General features: G+C 69.3%; 13 protein-coding genes. 5 read left to right on the forward strand and 8 right to left on the reverse strand.

Translation table 11 applies throughout. The features are described from left to right. Positions 1 to 353: 353 nt before the first annotated feature. The 5 genes from GNZ18_RS43510 to GNZ18_RS02605 all read right to left on the reverse strand — a co-directional run bounded on the left by GNZ18_RS43510 (position 354) and on the right by GNZ18_RS02605 (position 5,821). Positions 354 to 1,010: a site-specific integrase gene (locus GNZ18_RS43510; protein ID WP_312874261.1), complete on the reverse strand. Its 657-nt coding sequence runs from the start codon at positions 1,008 to 1,010 to the stop codon at positions 354 to 356. Positions 1,011 to 1,389: 379 nt separating this feature from the next. After that, positions 1,390 to 1,629, reverse strand: coding sequence for a hypothetical protein (locus GNZ18_RS02590; RefSeq protein ID WP_156214429.1), 240 nt, complete (start codon positions 1,627 to 1,629; stop codon positions 1,390 to 1,392). Between the two features lie 487 nt (positions 1,630 to 2,116). Then, entirely contained in the window at positions 2,117 to 3,466 is a 1,350-nt protein-coding gene (locus tag GNZ18_RS02595; protein WP_216651126.1) for an MFS transporter, read from the reverse strand. 300 nt (positions 3,467 to 3,766) lie between these two features. Continuing rightward, a complete protein-coding gene (locus GNZ18_RS02600; protein ID WP_156214431.1) occupies positions 3,767 to 4,345 on the reverse strand; it encodes a TetR/AcrR family transcriptional regulator in 579 nt (192 codons plus the stop codon). 42 nt (positions 4,346 to 4,387) lie between these two features. Beyond that, positions 4,388 to 5,821: an amidase gene (locus GNZ18_RS02605; RefSeq protein WP_156214432.1), complete on the reverse strand. Its 1,434-nt coding sequence runs from the start codon at positions 5,819 to 5,821 to the stop codon at positions 4,388 to 4,390. A 98-nt stretch (positions 5,822 to 5,919) separates the two neighbouring features. On the opposite strand from GNZ18_RS02605, the gene GNZ18_RS02610 reads away from it, so the two are divergent. The 3 genes from GNZ18_RS02610 (at position 5,920) to GNZ18_RS02620 (ending at position 8,407) form a co-directional block, all read left to right on the forward strand. Then, positions 5,920 to 6,351, forward strand: a complete 432-nt coding sequence (locus GNZ18_RS02610; protein ID WP_216651127.1) for an HIT family protein — start codon at positions 5,920 to 5,922, stop codon at positions 6,349 to 6,351. A gap of 317 nt (positions 6,352 to 6,668) precedes the next feature. Beyond that, positions 6,669 to 7,376: a HEAT repeat domain-containing protein gene (locus tag GNZ18_RS02615; RefSeq protein WP_312874263.1), complete on the forward strand. Its 708-nt coding sequence runs from the start codon at positions 6,669 to 6,671 to the stop codon at positions 7,374 to 7,376. After that, positions 7,370 to 8,407, forward strand: coding sequence for a HEAT repeat domain-containing protein (locus GNZ18_RS02620; RefSeq protein WP_156214433.1), 1,038 nt, complete (start codon positions 7,370 to 7,372; stop codon positions 8,405 to 8,407). The genes GNZ18_RS02615 and GNZ18_RS02620 overlap by 7 nt, the downstream gene beginning before the upstream one ends. A gap of 241 nt (positions 8,408 to 8,648) precedes the next feature. Here GNZ18_RS02620 and GNZ18_RS02625 read toward each other — a convergent pair whose 3' ends face one another. From GNZ18_RS02625 to GNZ18_RS02635, 3 genes are all read right to left on the reverse strand, one after another. After that, positions 8,649 to 9,209 carry a sigma-70 family RNA polymerase sigma factor gene (locus tag GNZ18_RS02625; RefSeq protein WP_308165871.1) on the reverse strand — a complete coding sequence of 187 codons (561 nt, stop codon included), beginning with the start codon at positions 9,207 to 9,209 and terminating at the stop codon, positions 8,649 to 8,651. Between the two features lie 913 nt (positions 9,210 to 10,122). Beyond that, positions 10,123 to 10,707, reverse strand: a complete 585-nt coding sequence (locus GNZ18_RS02630) for an MFS transporter (RefSeq protein ID WP_156214434.1) — start codon at positions 10,705 to 10,707, stop codon at positions 10,123 to 10,125. Positions 10,708 to 11,001: 294 nt separating this feature from the next. Further along, a complete protein-coding gene (locus tag GNZ18_RS02635) occupies positions 11,002 to 12,039 on the reverse strand; it encodes a pyridoxal-phosphate dependent enzyme (RefSeq protein ID WP_156214435.1) in 1,038 nt (345 codons plus the stop codon). A 303-nt stretch (positions 12,040 to 12,342) separates the two neighbouring features. Between GNZ18_RS02635 and GNZ18_RS02640 the strand changes: the two genes are divergently transcribed. Together GNZ18_RS02640 and GNZ18_RS02645 are read left to right on the forward strand one after the other, a co-directional pair. Continuing rightward, entirely contained in the window at positions 12,343 to 13,803 is a 1,461-nt protein-coding gene (locus tag GNZ18_RS02640; protein ID WP_156214436.1) for an ABC transporter substrate-binding protein, read from the forward strand. After that, a complete protein-coding gene (locus GNZ18_RS02645; protein WP_156214437.1) occupies positions 13,800 to 14,768 on the forward strand; it encodes an ABC transporter permease in 969 nt (322 codons plus the stop codon). Before GNZ18_RS02640 ends, GNZ18_RS02645 begins: the two co-directional genes overlap by 4 nt. The last annotated feature ends 5 nt before the right edge of the window (positions 14,769 to 14,773 follow it).

Here is a 14,773-nt window from a genome sequence, read left to right on the forward strand (position 1 = left end):
GCGCGGCCGACTCTGAGCATTCGTGATCAACTGCTGAATCCGGGGCTCTGAACCGTCCCCTGAGCGCCGACCAGACCTCGGTGAGACTGATGGGAAGGGGACGGTTGGCGATCTCGGCAGAGGGGCGTTCCCGCTTGATCGTGCGGAACTTGTGCGCAAGTCGTCGTCCGGCCGCCGCCTGCTAGCAGCGTTCTAGCAGGTCACACGGGGTGCGCGGGAGCCGAAGCGTCGTTCACTGAAAAGCGGAAGGTCGGCGGTTCGACCCCGCCCCTGCCCACTCCATTGACCAGCCAAAAGGCCCGGAACCATTCACGGTTCCGGGCCTTTTGACGGCAACCCTGACGGCAACGTCCCTAGCCGAGGGCATCCCCCAGCATCCGCAGCGCCGCCCGCTTGTCATCCAGCGAGGTGTGCGCGTAGATCGTCATCGTCACTTCGATGTCGCTGTGCCCGACGATGTCGCGGACGACGTTGGGTGCGATGCCCAGGGCGAGGAGCAGCGAGACGCAGGTGTGCCGCATGTCGTGAAAGCGCACCCCCTCCAGGCCGACGGCGGCACGGACGCGGCCCCAGGAACGGCGGAGGTTGTCCGGCTCCATGGGGGTGCCGCGCCGGGAGGGGAAGACCAGGCCGTGATCCTCCCAGTCGTCCCAGGCGCTCGCGCGTTCGGCCTCCTGCCTGACCTTGTGTTCGCACAAGGCGGCGATGCAGACCGGCGGCAGCGGAATGGTCCGTTCGGAGTCTTCGGTCTTGGGGCGGACGAACCGCAGCGCTCCCCCGACCCGTTGGAGCGTCTGTGCGACTTCCAGCGTGGCGCTTTCGATGCCACTACCGGCACAGGTCCGGCACTCGGCTCCGTCCGGTTCGCCGCCCTCCCCCTCGCAGGTCCGGCAGCCGACGAGCCGGACGTCTTCCCAGCGTAGGCCGAGGAGTTCGCCGCGCCGCAGGCCGAGGCAGAGCGCCAGGACGTACAGCGCGTACAGGCGTTCGTCGCGGGCCGCCTTGAGCACGTCGCGCGCCTGGTCAACTGTAAGCCCGCAGTTCACCTTTTACTTCGGCGCACCGACCTTGACGAGCTTGGCGACGTTACGGGGCACGACGCGCACGGCCGGCTTGCCTAGCCGCTTCTTGCCGAGTTCGGGGACCAGGTAGAGCCTTACGACGCCCTCATGTCCCTGCGCCGTTCGCGGCTTGCGCTCCGGACGGACGACATGGTCCAGCCAGTGGGGGAGGTACTGCTCTACCGTCCAACTCCCGGCCGACACGGGGAGGCCCTGGTCGGCCTGTCCATGGCCTTGGTCGGCTTGCGCCGCACCTCTTTAAAATCTCGCCGCGCAGCCCGGCCGAGCCCATCCCAGCCCCTCTCCGCGGAGGATGTTCGGCTCTTGCTCACCAGCCCATGTCCTTGGCGACCTCGTTCTGCGCAGCCGCGATGTCTTCCTCGGTCACGCCGCCGATGTCGACATCGGCTTTCCACTCAAAGCTGGTACACAGGTCGGTCAACGCCTGCTTTTGCGCGGGATGGGTGATAGGCACAGTGTTCAGGTCAGTACTCCTGAGCCAGTCGAAGAGCACTATCGCGTCAGCCCGCCAAAGCCTCAGGTTCACGGTCGGCACATCAGAGTCCATGGTTGTTATGGTTCCCGGAGCCGGCTGGAGTGGCAAGCAGATCCGGCAGGGACTTCTAGTCCATCAACCGGCCTGACAGTCTGGAGTCGGCGATGGACGATCGCCGCCACGGCCTCTGCCGCGGCTCGAAACACCTCCGAAGGGGCGTGTCGATTTCCGAAGTCGACTGCACAGTTCCCCGATTCCTCTGCACACTCTGATGCGTCGCCGCGCAGAGGTGTTGCAGTATTGGGCAACTCTTGGGTGATCTACCAATTGGATGGGTGCGGCGCCGCGGAAGGCGGCCTGGGCGCCGGTGCGGGCGAGTGGGGCGCCGTCGCAGCGCGGCGCGGCGACTTCCCCGAGGCGGCCGCGTTCATCGTCCGCTGCCCGGGCGCGGGGACCATGTACTGCGTCGCGCATCGGTCGCAGTGCGGGTCCGCAGCTCACTTGTGATCGGTCCGGCTCATGTACATGACTTGCCATCGTGGAGCCGTTCGAGCTCAGATCACCGGCTCGTGCCGGCGTGGATGATTTCTCGTGGAATGAGACGTAGGGCGCTCGCGGCCGCGATCAGGCACATGCCGATGGCGATGGTGATGGCTGCGAAGGTGCCCCTGTCGGGGTCTGTTGCGACGACCGCCCCGAGTAGTGCGACCCCGAGTGCGCCGCCTGTCTGCCGGGCCGTGTTCAAGGCACTCGATCCCATGTTCTGGTGCCGGTCGGGGGCGAACGTCATGACGGCGAGCGTTTGGGAGGGTGCGGAGAGCCCCATACCGATGGAGAAGACGCAGAAGCCGACTGCGATGAGTGGGTATGGTGCGGAGGCGACGGTGAGGGGCGCGAGTCCGATGGCCGAGAGGGTCATTCCGGTGGCCAATCCGCTGCGCGGGCCGAACGCGGTGATGAAACGGGCACCGAGAAAGGTCGAGGCGAGGGTGGCGGCCACGGTCAAGGGGATGAAGGCCGACCCGGTCTGCAAGGCCGAGTAGCCACGTAGCTGCTGGAAGTTGAACGTGTAGACGATCAGCATCCCGTAGAGCGTGAAGTTGTACGTCGCTCCGCCGAGCAGGCCGGCGAGCACGGGACGCGCGGCGATGATGGCGGGGGGCAGGAGGACCTGTCGCCCGTCTCGCGCCCAGGAATACTGCGCTGCGACGAACACGACGAGGGCCGCGCTGCCGCCCGCGAGAGCCGTGAGCACGGCGGGGTCGCGCCAGCCCGCGACACTCGACTCGACCAGCGCCCACACCATGGCGGCGAGGCCGACGATCGCGAGGGCCTGCCCGCGGATGTCGAACGGCACGCGTTGCAGCGGAACCTCCGCCACATGTCGGGCGACAAGCCAGCCGGTGGCGGCGGCGACCGGGACGTTGAGCAGGAAGATGCTCCGCCAGCCGAGAGTGTCGACCAGCAGTCCACCGATGAACGGGCCGATCACGAAGCCGATACCGCCTACGCTCACCCAGACCGCGACAGCTCTGGTGCGTTCGGTCGGCACGGTGAAGATGCGGGTGATCAAGGTCAGCGGTGCCGGGGCGAGGAGCGCTGCTCCCAGACCTTGGCAGGCGCGGCCAAGGACGAGCAGGCCCGTGTTGGGAGCGACCGTGCAGGCGATCGAGGCAACGGCGAACAACCCCAGTCCGGTCAGGTAGCCGCGTCGGGCACCGATCCGATCTCCGAGCCGGCCCGCGGACAGCAGCAGGGCGGCGAACACGAGCGTGTAGGCGTCGATGGCCCACAGTCCGCCGGCCAGGCTCGCGTGCAGGTCGGCACGTATCACTGGGATCGCGACGTTGATGACGTTCGCTTCCATGACGATCAGAGCGGTGCCGAGACACAGGCCGGTGAGGCCCAATGTCCGGCTGGTGGCGGAAGCAGGTGGTAGCCGATTCTTGGCAGCGTTAGGTGACACGGTCACTCCGATGGGATATGGGAGAACACGCCCTCGTCGGGAGGCGACGGCTGTGGCAGCTGCTTGGCGCATGCCGAAGGTTGATGGGGAGAGAAGGTTCCCGGTGCCAGTGGCGTCGCTACCCGATGGGGTTATGGCCGAGCGAGGAGCGGCTGGAGCCCCGAGCCGGCGTCTGCGGGCACGGGAAGAGAAGGGCTTTCGAACTCGTCGAGGGCCCTGGCCGATGGGGGGTGGTGCCTGGGTTCAGTTCGCGTGCGGAGCGCTCGCCCGTAGAAGTGAGAGCACTCCCCTGATGGCGCGGTCGAAGGGCTCTATCGCCTGCGCCGCGCGGGCCAGGGCGTAGGCGCCCTGGATGACGGCGGCGATGGCGGAAGCGGTCTCGTCGATGTCCAGGTCGCCGGCGAATTCCCCGGCCGCCACGCCTTCGGCGATCGTGCGCCGGAGGTGTTCGTGCAGCACCTCGAAGGTTTCCCGGATCGGTGCGCGCAAGGTGTCGTCGGCCATGACCTCCGGATCGGCGGTGAGCCGTCCCACGCTGCATCCACGCAACACGTCGCGTTCGCGCCCTAGATATCTTGTGATGCGTTCGAGCGCATTGCCTTCAGCGGCGAACGCTTCGACGATCTGCTGTTGCATCAGTTCCGCGCTGCGCTGCTCGGCCGCCAACACCAGATCCGGCTTACCATCGAAATGGTGGTACATGCTGCCCTGGCCGACGCCTGAGCGCGCCAGAATCGCGGTCGGACTGGTGCCGACGTATCCACGCTCCCACAGCAGTTGCCGCGTGCCCTCGATCAGGCGCTCCCGAGCGTTCGGTTTCATCGTGCCTCCCAGCAATGCGGTGCGTGCCTGTCGCGGCCCGCATTACAGGGCCGGATGCCGCAGGTGCCAGTCCGTCTCACGCTGGTAGGCGTGGCCGAGCTGAATCAGTGGTCGTTCCTCGAACGGCCGGCCGACGAACTGGAATCCCAGCGGCATGTCGTCCTCGCCGAAACCGCCCGGCAGGGTGATGGTCGGGACGCCGGCCATGTTGAACGGAGTGACGAAGCGGAGGAAGTCCGTCAGGGCTTCGGGGTCGGTATACACCGCCTCCTTCTGCGCAAGCGTGAGGCTCGTGGTCGGCTGCACCGGAGCCAGCAGGACATCCACCTCGCATAGGGTACGCGCCAGTCCGCCGGTGAACGCGAGCCGCTGATGGTGCGCGTGCATCAGCTCGATCGCGGAGACCGTGTGGCCGTGCGTGATGAGCCCGGCGATCGATCCGGGTGTGTCGGCCGGGCCGTATTCCGAGGCGCGCGAGGGATAGCTGGCCTGGTGGGCGATCGCGGCCTCCACACCGGCGTATCGGGACCACATGGCATTGATGGTGCTGGTATCGGGAAGGGTGACCTCGACGATCGTCGCGCCGAGGCGGCGCAATACGGCGACGACGTCATCAAGCATGCCGATGGTCGCCTGGTCGACACGGGTCTCGTTGTAGGCGCGGTCCACTCCGATGCGTACCGGCCCGATCGGGGCGCCGAGGCCGGTCAGATAGTCGGGCACGGGCATGGGGGCCGCGGTCGGGTCATGCGGGTCTGCTCCGGCGATCGCTCCCAGGATCGCAGCCGCGTCCTGCACCGAGCGCGCCATCGGGCCGACGTGGTCGAGGCTCGCGGCGAGCGCAAAGATGCCGTGCCTGCTTACCCGTCCCCACGTGGGTTTGATGCCGGTGATGCCGTTGGCCGCGGAGGGGTACCGGATCGACCCGCCGGTGTCGGTGCCCAGGGAACCGAAGGCGAGGCCGGCCGCCACCGCGACGCCGGAACCGCTTGAGGAGGCGCCGGACCAGTACTCCGTGTTCCAGGGGTTGCGGGGTGGTGTGACAGACGGGTGGTGCTCGGCGAATGCGCTTTCGGTCAGCTGCAGCTTACCGAGCAGAATGGCCCCGGCTTGCGAAAGACGCCGGACCACTGTCGCATCGTAGGTGGGCACATGGCCGGAGCGGATCGTGGTGCCGGCCGCGGTGACGATTCCGGCGGTGAAGCAGAGGTCTTTCACAGCGATCGGCACGCCGTGCAGGGGGCCTCGGTATTGGCCCGCTGCCAGTTCGGCCTCGGCGTTCCTGGCTTGAGCGACGGCGACGTCCGCCGTCACCGTGGCGTAGCTGCGCAGCACCGGATCAACCTGGTCGATCCGTGCCAGCAGTGTCTCGGTCAACTCCACAGGCGTGAGTTCGCGTGCGCGTAGCTTCGCAGCGACTTCCAGCAGGCTCGCATAGTGCACACGGGACTCGGGTGCGGTGCGTGTGAGGGTCATGAGAGCCACCATACATACTAGTATGTATGGCGTCGAGTGTCGCGAGCGCTGGGGAGAGAAGGGCATGCGGGATGGTCTCGGGATGTCCTGTGGTGGCGGTGGGTTCGTGGCTGGGTGTCTTGCGTGTGATCTTCTTGTCGGGGTGGGTGGTCGAGCACTCGGTGGGGCCGCTCGGCCTGGGGGCTCTGGTGGTCAAGCCGGTGCGGCATGTCGTCCATGTCGCCGAGTTGAACGATGCCGAGAGTGCGGCTCTGGGGCCGTTGCTGCGCCGGGTCGCCGCGGCGGTGACGGAAGTCGTCCGACCAGAGCAGGTGTATGTGTGCCTGTGGTCCCATGCGGATGCCGTGCCCGGGCACCTGCATTTCGTCGTCCAGCCCGCAAGGAAAGCCGACATGGAGCGGTTCGACGCGTACGGGCCCGCCTTGCAGATGGAGATGTTCCGCGAAGGGGCCGTGCCGGACGAGACCGAGGTGGAAGCGTTGTGCCGGCGCCTCCGACCGATCTTGGTCCGCTCGGTCGCCAGCTCGTGAGCTGGGGATTTCGCTCTGACGGGTTGAAGCTCGGTTCGGATGGGCGGGGTTGTGGGGCGGGGCCGCCGACTCCGGCGGGTTGTCGCCGGGAGCGGTGGAGGGGCTGCGGTCGGATTCGATCTTGCTGATTGCGGCGTCCAGGTACCGGCGCAGGTAGGTGGGCGCGATGTTGCTTTTGGAGTCGGCGGCGATTGGCGCTGATGCTTCTGGCGGGTACCGGCAGCGTTCCCTCATGTCGCCTTGGGCGAGCGCGGTCGGGTTTCCTGATTCACTGGTCGTGGGCTTGACCTTGACACGGTGACAAGGTCTCCACTTGTGTGAAGGAGGTGGTCCAGATCGACGGAACAACCCCGCAGCAGGCTCGGGTGGTCAACGCCCTGAGTGCCGAGGACGCTTCAGTGCGGCTTCGAGCGGCCCTGGCGGTCGGCTCGAACCCCGACCCGGTGTTCCTGGAGGCGCTTGTTGAGCGGTGCGCGGTCGAGCCGGACTTCTTTGTGCGGGACATGTTGTCCTGGGCGCTGACCTGTCTCTCCCGGGAGATCACCCTGCCCCGGATCCGGCAGGAGCTCGACTCCGAGCGGCCCCAGGCCCGTAGCCAGGCGCTACATACGCTCTCCAAGATCGGCGACAGGGGGGCATGGGATTGGATCGCCCGCGACATGCTGCACGACGCCGACGATGAGGTCGCACGGACCGCGTGGCGCGTCGCGGTCGCCTTCGTCCCGGAGGAGGGGAAGAAGGACTTGGTGAACGAGCTCGTCCTGCAGCTCGGGCGCGGTGACCGCAGCGTGCGGTTGAGCCTGAGCCGCGCCTTCGTCGAACTCGGCGAGGTGATCAAGCCCGCCTTGGAGAAGGCCGCCGAGGACCCCGACCCGGAAGTGGCCGCGCACGCCCGTGCCACCGAGTCGCTCCGGCAGAACCCGGAGACCGGTTTCGACGCGGCCATCGAAGAGGCCAAGCGCGTGGCCGTGGTCGGCGCGAACTCAGCGAAGGCCGAAGAGGCTCGGGAGGCCGCGGATTGCTGATCGGCGATGTGGCCCGCCGGTCGGGGGTGAGCACCCGGATGCTCCGGCACTACGACGCGTTGGGGCTGGTGCGGCCGACGGGGCGCACGGCCGGCGGCTACCGCGAGTACTCCGCGGAGGACGTCCGCAAGATCTTCCAGGTGGAGAGCTTGCGGACCCTCGGGCTCTCGCTCAAGCAGATCGGACGTGCGCTGGAGGACCCGGCCTTCACGCCGTCCGTCCTGGTCGGTGACCTCATCCGGTGGACGCGGGACCGCTTGGCGCGCGAGCAGGAACTGCTCGCCCGGCTCCGCGCGATCGACGCGTCGGCGCCCACCGACTGGCAGGACGTGCTGCGCATCGTCGAGCTCATGCGGGGACTCAACTCGACCAGTGCCGCGCGCAGGCAACAGGCTGTTCTGGTCCAGTCGGAGGGCGTGTCGGTTCCTGCGGAACTGCTGGCCGGGGCGGTCCTGGCCGAATCCGATCCGCATGTCGCGGGTGCTTTGGTTTGGGCGCTCGCCCGATCGGGCGGTGAGGGGCTGGCGGTGCTGGAGGCCGGCCTGCGCTCGCCGGACGTCGACGTCCGGCGGCGCGCGGTGCGGGCGATCGCCGAGATGCCCGATGCCGCGGGTGCCGCCGCAGCGCTCGCGGACGCCCTCGGGGACCCGGACATGACGGTGCGCAGGCACGCCGCCCTGGCTTTGGGCAGGCACGGCGTGACGGCGGCTGTTCCCGCGCTTGTCGGCATGGTGGTCGAAGGCTTCGACGACGTCGCCGCGGCGGAGGTCCTGGGGACGCTGTCCCAGGACCCCAGGCATGCGGACCAGATCATGACCGCGCTGGTCGACGAGCTCTCCGCGCCCACCGCGGACTCCGCGACGCGGATCCGCCTCGTCCAGGCACTGGTCGAACTCTCGGGAGCCGCTGGGCAGGAAGTCCTGCGCGAACTGGCTTATGACGACGACCGCGCTGTCGCCCTCGTCGCCTCGGCCCTCGTCGGCGTTCTCCAACAGCGCTCCGCCGGAGAGCAAGCCGACCAGGACTCCTGAAGAGGAGTCCTAGAGCGCGTCCGGAGGCGCCGCACGGCTGTTCTCGTGCCAGGGCCGCTTCGGTCGTTCTTCTCGTCGAGGTCGTCGCGCTCCCTCCTGAATTCAGCGGCATACCGGTGACAAACGATCTTCGGAGGGCCGCTAGACGGTTGACGCCTTCACTGTTCGTGAAGGCGCCCGCCGAGACTGGCGAGGCACGACCTCCGTCCCGGGCCGGGGCAGGTCCGGCCCGGAACGGGGGTCAGATCGCCTGCTCGGCGGCGCGGATGGTGCCGATCAGCTGGGTTCGGGCCCGGGCCACGCGCGAGCGGATCGTGCCGATGGGGCAACCCAGGATCTCGGCTGCCTCGGCATAGGACAGGCCCAGGATCTGGGTGAGTACGAACGGCGCACGCCGTTCCCACGGCACCTCGGCCAGCAGGGCGGTCAGTGCCACGCCTTCCTCCCATCCGGGAGATGCGGCGGTTTGACCTCTTTCCACGGCTCGTTGCCAGTCGGCCAGATCGGAGACCACCGGTCGGCGGGCGGCCGACCGGTAGCGGTCGATGACGACCCGCCGGGCGATGGACAGCAGCCAGGTGCGGGCGGAGGAGCGGCCGGCGAAGGCGGGGAGGCTGTTCAGCACGTGCACGAAGGTCTCCTGGGTGAGGTCTTCGGCCCCGTGCGTGCCGTCCAGGTAGGAGATGAAGCGTCGTACGTCGGTGTAGACGGCGCGGGTGAAAGCCTCCACATCCGCAGGCGCGCCGTGGCGCGCGGACAGGGCGAGCCGGGTGAGTTGCTGGTCGTCGATGCCAGTGTTCACGCTGATCGTTCCTTTGAACGGTCGGTCGGGGCAGGGGGCGGGGACGCGTGGAACCTGAGCGGCCGGGGAGCTTGGCACGCATGGTGGATCCTTGAGGCGATACGCGGGTCGATGCGGCAATGGGCTCGCCACCGCGGGGGTGTCGGCCGCCTGACATTCCTCCGCTGCGCGGAGGTCTCCGTTTCGGGTGATCCGCTGGTCTGGGACGCGGTCGGCATTGTTGCGTTGGGTGCCGCGGCCACTGCGGTGTCCGTGGTCGCGGTCATGAGGGCCCCCGCGTCGGGGGCGGCGGCAGGGAGCTTCGCGTTCGTTCTGGAGTAGATGGCCGATTGCGGGCTGTGGGGTGCCGACCGGCTCTCGTCGTCGGACCGCTGTGACTGCGGACGGCAAGGTCCATCGGTGTCCCGGTGGGACGTGCCATCGCACGGCGCCGGGACGGGATGCTCGGCCCTTGAGCCATGTGACATGCCACCCGGCACGTGCTCCTCAGAGCGCTCGTCCTGCCGCCTGCCCCGACCAAGGTCCTCGGCCATGGGTTCAGGTCAGCGCCTTGACCGGGGCGGGGGTGTTGGCCCGGTCCACAGTGATCACGTCATGATCAGGGGCGGGGAGGTCGACGATCGTGGCTCGTCCGGACTTGACGCCGGACGGGGCATCGCCGTCGGGAGCGATGGTTCGGCGCGCAGCCGAGGGCGGGGACGGTCTGTAGATTTTAAGTGACGTTCCGTCACAATGGAGCGAGAGCAAGCGCAACATCGACGACTCCAAGAAGAGTGGGGAGCGGCTTACGCCCGGATGGCACAAGGTCATCCGGTGGCGGAGTCGGCCTCGTCCTTGTCGTCACACAGATCTGTCGGTGAGCTCAGAGACGCGAGCACCCGATGTGCATGGGCGCTGAAGGATCTGGCGGTGTTCAGACGAGGGCGACGTGCCCCGCTGGAGGCCCTCTCCGCACCATGGCGTGCTTCAGCGCCTGGGCGGGACGAGGGTGGCGCCCTCTGAAAACGGATCTGATCCACGCGGGGCCGTGCACGACGGTGGGCCGCAGCCAGGTCAGGGAGCGCAGCGCCCAGGTGGCCACGCAGCGGACCAGGGCGCACAGGCCCGCCTCGCCGCGTTCCAGCCACCACGAGGTGATCAGCACGGCGATCGCGTGCGCCAGCAGCATGCTGAGGCCGGGCGAACCGTCCGACGCGGCGGACATGCCGTGCGCGGTCATGCCGTCCGCGGTGGTGGTCATGCCGTGGGCCGGGGAACTCCCTGACAGGAGGAGGTGCAGAACCACCTGGCAGAGGGCGACGGCGGGCAGGATCGTGCCGATCGAGCGTTCCCGGCGGGTCAGTAGCAGGGCCGGGACGAACATCGCGGCGAAGCCGATGGCCAGGACGAGCGGTTCGACCGCCCCGCCCGCGGCCAGGTGGCCGCCGGCCGCGAGACCGGCGCACGTCGCGGCGAACGTCGCCGCGCGCACCAGCCGCACTACCGACCACAGCTCCATGATGCGTGGATTCTTACATAATTCCCGATTGGCGTCATTATTCCCAGGACACGTCGATCGATGCGTTTGTCGTTAAGTTCACTCCGGCCACATCCACAACCTGGTCTCAAGCAGGATCGCGGTGCGCTCGACCCACGGCCGCCCCGGGAGGGGCCTGCGGTTTCCCGTCCCGGGATCGCCTCGAAAGCGCTCTGGCTATACCCGGGCGGGGGAATTCGTCGGCCGTTCCAGGGGATTTTTGACATATCCGAATTAGCGACGAGCGGTCTGATCGCGCGCAGGCGTCGGCCGCCGTCATGCACCCGGGTGGCGGCGGCGGCCCCAGGCCATCGCGGACCAGGGCGGTGCCAGCTCGTCCAGGGAACCTATTTCGGTCGGTTTCAGCGTGTCCGGGTCGAGCGCCTCCCGGTGCCGGGCGAAGACCTTCTCCACGTACCGGTGGCCGGTGTCCGCGCCGATCACGAGGAGCGTGCGCTCGGGATGGCGGCGTGCCTCCTGCGCCGCGACCAGGTAGGCGGCGCCGGTCGACAGGCCCGCGAAGACGGCGTGCGCGCGCATCAGGCCGATCGTGCCGGCCATGGCGTGCTGGAAGCTCAGCCAGTGCATCTGGTCGTAGAGTTCGGGACGGACGTTGCCGAACGGGATCGCGCTGCCGATGCCCGCGATGATCGCCTCCGGGTCCTGGAACCGTTCGCTGCCGAAGCTCACGCTGCCGAACGGCTGGACCCCGACGAGCGGGGTCGACGGGTCGTGCAGGCGCAGCGGCTGGATCAGGCCCGCGCTGGACGCTCCCGTCCCGACACTGGCCACCACGGCGAGGCGCGTGTCCGGCAGCGCGAGGCGTACCAGGTCGGCGAGTTCGGCGTACCCGAGGCGGTGCACCGGGTCGTGGTACTGGCGCATCCAGTGCATGCCGGTGCCGGCCCGCAGCAGCTGGTGTATCCGGTCGACCCGGCGGCCCTGGTCGAGGCGCAGGTCGGACTCGGCGGGCATCTGGTCGACGGTCGCGCCGAGGATCTCCAGTTGGACCCGGATCGTCGAGGTGACCGTGGTCGAGGCGACGATGTGGCAGCGCAGGCCGTAGCGGTGGCAGACCATCGCCAGGGCCAGCGCGTAGATGCCGCTCGAACTGTCGACGAGCGTGTCACCGGGCCGCACCGTGCCGTCGGCGAGCAGGGCCCGCACCGCGCCGAGGGCCGCGTAGATCTTCAGGGTCTCGAAGCGGATGAGCACCACGTTGTCGGAGAGCCGGATCAGGCTCGGCGCCCGGATCCCGTCGGTGATGTGGTCGTGGACGGTCGTGGAGATGGCGGGCGGGACCAGGAATGGCATGGGCGGTCGTCCCTCGGGTCGTGCCGTCATGCGGGCGGCAGGTGTGTCCCTGTCGATGTGCTGACCGGTCTTGGAAGAGGTCGCGCGCGAGATCGAATTGGTTCCCCCGGCGACAGGCCGACCGATGTCGCGGGAACCGGACCCGCGCTCCCGCCGACTACCTCTGCGGCGGGTGACCGCCTGGTGCACCGTCCGCTTGGAGGAGCCTTGTCACGACTTCGTCCAATCGCGGCGCTTGTCGCGTCGTTGACGCTGGTCAGCGCGTGTGGTGGCGGTGCCAGTAGCGGCGCCTCCACGAGCCCGGTGCTGCGCATCGGCTTGAGCGAGGAGTCCGGCGCCCTGGACCCGCACGCCTTCACCGGCAACTTCCTGATGATCGACGCGATCTACGAGCCGCTCGTCACCTACGCCGCGGGCGGAAGGCTCGAACCGGGGCTCGCGGAGTCGTGGCGGGTGGCCGAGGACGGCAGGCAGGTGACGTTCGACCTGCGCGACAACGTCCGGTTCACCGACGGGACGCCGCTCGACTCCGCCGCCGTCAAGTGGAACTTCGACCGGTGGGTCGGCAACAAGAAGTTCAGCTTCTTCCGGGCCTCACAGATCATCTCTTCCGTTGACACTCCGAACGCCGACACGGTCCGGCTGACGCTGTCGGAGCCCTACGAGCCGCTGTTGCAGGAGCTGTCGATCGTCCGGCCGGTGCGGTTGCTCAGCCCGAAGTCCGCGAACGCCGCAGGGAGGTTCCAGACCCCGGTCGGCACCGGGCCGTGGAAGCTGGTGTCGAACTCGGCCAAGGGGGCGACGCTGGCCCGCAACGACGGCTACTGGGGTGCCAAGCCCCGGTTGCGGCGGCTGGAGTTCAAGGTCATCCCCAGTTCCCAGGCGCGGGTGGACGCGCTCGCCAACCGCGAACTCGACCTCATCGGCGGCTCCTACCTGTCCGCCATCACGCCGGTGGAGGCCAGGGCGCTGAGCAGGCGCGCCAACGTCAGGCTGCTCACCGGCGCGCCGGACGTCTCGATCATGCTCGGCTTCCAGCCGAAGGGCCCGGCCGGGGACAAGGCCGTCCGCGAGGCCGTCCGCCAGGCCATCGACACCGCGTCCCTGAGCAAGGCGCTGTTCATGGGCTACGCCGAGCCCGCGCGCCGGGTGTTCCCGCCGGAGGTGCCCGACTCCGGCACCGACCTCCCGCTCTACTTCGACCAGGCCGCCGCCCGCCGGACGCTGGACGCCGCCGGATACACACTCAACGGCGGCACCCGGGTCAAGGACGGCAAGCCGCTCTCCCTGAAGCTGCTCATCCCCTCGACACCGGCGCAGGGGCAGCTCGACCCCCGGTCCATGGCCGCCGCCGTCGTCGCCGCCCTCAAGCAGGTCGGCATCACCGTGCGGATCGCCCAGGTCGACGCGGCCTCCTACTACGACGAGCGGGCGGAGGACGACTGGGACCTCACGTTCTTCGAGGGGCTCGGCGCGCCCTACGACCCGTCCGGCTCGGTCGTGTCCATGTTCACCACCGACGCGCGCGGGCCGCTCTGGGCCACCCCGGCCACCAAGGCCGCGGTCGACCGGGCCGTGTTCGCCCGCGACGCCGCCTCCCGCGCCGCCGCCTACCAGAGGCTCTACGCCGTGCTCGCCGCCGACGCCGGGTTCGTGCCGCTGGTCTACCGGAAGCGGCTGTGGGCCGTCCGGGACGCGGTGAAGGGCTTCGCGGTGCCGCCCACCGACCTCGACCTCGGGGTCGCCGGGGTCACCGTCCGGTGAAGGCGCCCGACCGGCTGACCACCGGGGGCCGGTACGCCGCCCGCTGGGCCCTCGACACCGCCGGCGTGCTGCTGGCGATGACGGTGGGCACCTTCGCGCTGGTCCTGTTCGCCCGCGGCGACCCCGCGTCGGTGCTCGCCGCGACGCGGGCCGGGCGCCCGGCCACCCGCGAGCAGGTCGAGGCCGTCCGCGTCGAACTCGGCCTCGACGCCCCCGCCCCGATCCGGTACCTGCGCTGGCTCGCCCACGCGTGCACCGGCGACTTCGGGCTGTCGCTGCGGACGGACCTGCCCGTGGGGCCCGAGGTCGCCGACAGGCTCGGTGTCACGCTCGGGCTGGTCGCGGGTTCCGCGGTGGTCGGCATCCTGGCCGGCCTGGCCGTGGGGGTGGCGGGGGCGCTGCTCCCGCGCGGCGTCCTGCGCGGCGCGCTGCGGGCCGGTGCGCTGCTGCTGACCTCGGTGCCGGTGTTCTGGCTGAGCTACCTGCTGGTGCTGGTGTTCGCCCTGCGACTGGGGCTGGTGCCGACCTCGGGCATGGCCGGGCCGGAGACGTGGGTCATGCCGATCGCGGTGCTCGCCATGCCGACCGCCGGTGTGCTCAGCCGGGTCGTGGCGGTCACGCTGCGCGAGGCCCTGGACAGGCCGTACGTGCGGGCGGCGCAGGCCCGGGGCAGCGGGACGCTGTCGATCGTGCTCCGCGACGGGCTGCCGAACGCGGCGGGGCCGATCCTCTCGGTCGCCGCGTTCGGCATCGGCGGCCTGCTCGTCGGCACGGTCGTGGTGGAGGAGGTCTTCGGCTGGCCCGGCCTCGGGTCCTACCTCGTGCACGCGGCCGGTTCCCGCGACGTGCCGGCGCTGCAAGCCGCCGTGCTCGTGATGGGCGGCGGGTTCATCCTGACCAACCGGTGCGCGGATCTCGTGCAGGGGCTCATCGACCCCCGCTCCCGGCGGCGGTGGACGAGATGAACGGC

This window comes from Actinomadura litoris (assembly GCF_009733595.1).
GTDB lineage: Bacteria > Actinomycetota > Actinomycetes > Streptosporangiales > Streptosporangiaceae > Spirillospora > Spirillospora litoris.

Coding starts and splice junctions, on each gene's coding strand:
- GNZ18_RS02590 (WP_156214429.1), bottom strand. CDS start 1,629: ATGGACTCTGATGTGCCGACCGTGAACCTGAGGCTTTGGCGGGCTGAC.
- GNZ18_RS02600 (WP_156214431.1), bottom strand. CDS start 4,345: ATGAAACCGAACGCTCGGGAGCGCCTGATCGAGGGCACGCGGCAACTG.
- GNZ18_RS02605 (WP_156214432.1), bottom strand. CDS start 5,821: ATGACCCTCACACGCACCGCACCCGAGTCCCGTGTGCACTATGCGAGC.
- GNZ18_RS02630 (WP_156214434.1), bottom strand. CDS start 10,707: ATGGAGCTGTGGTCGGTAGTGCGGCTGGTGCGCGCGGCGACGTTCGCC.
- GNZ18_RS02635 (WP_156214435.1), bottom strand. CDS start 12,039: ATGCCATTCCTGGTCCCGCCCGCCATCTCCACGACCGTCCACGACCAC.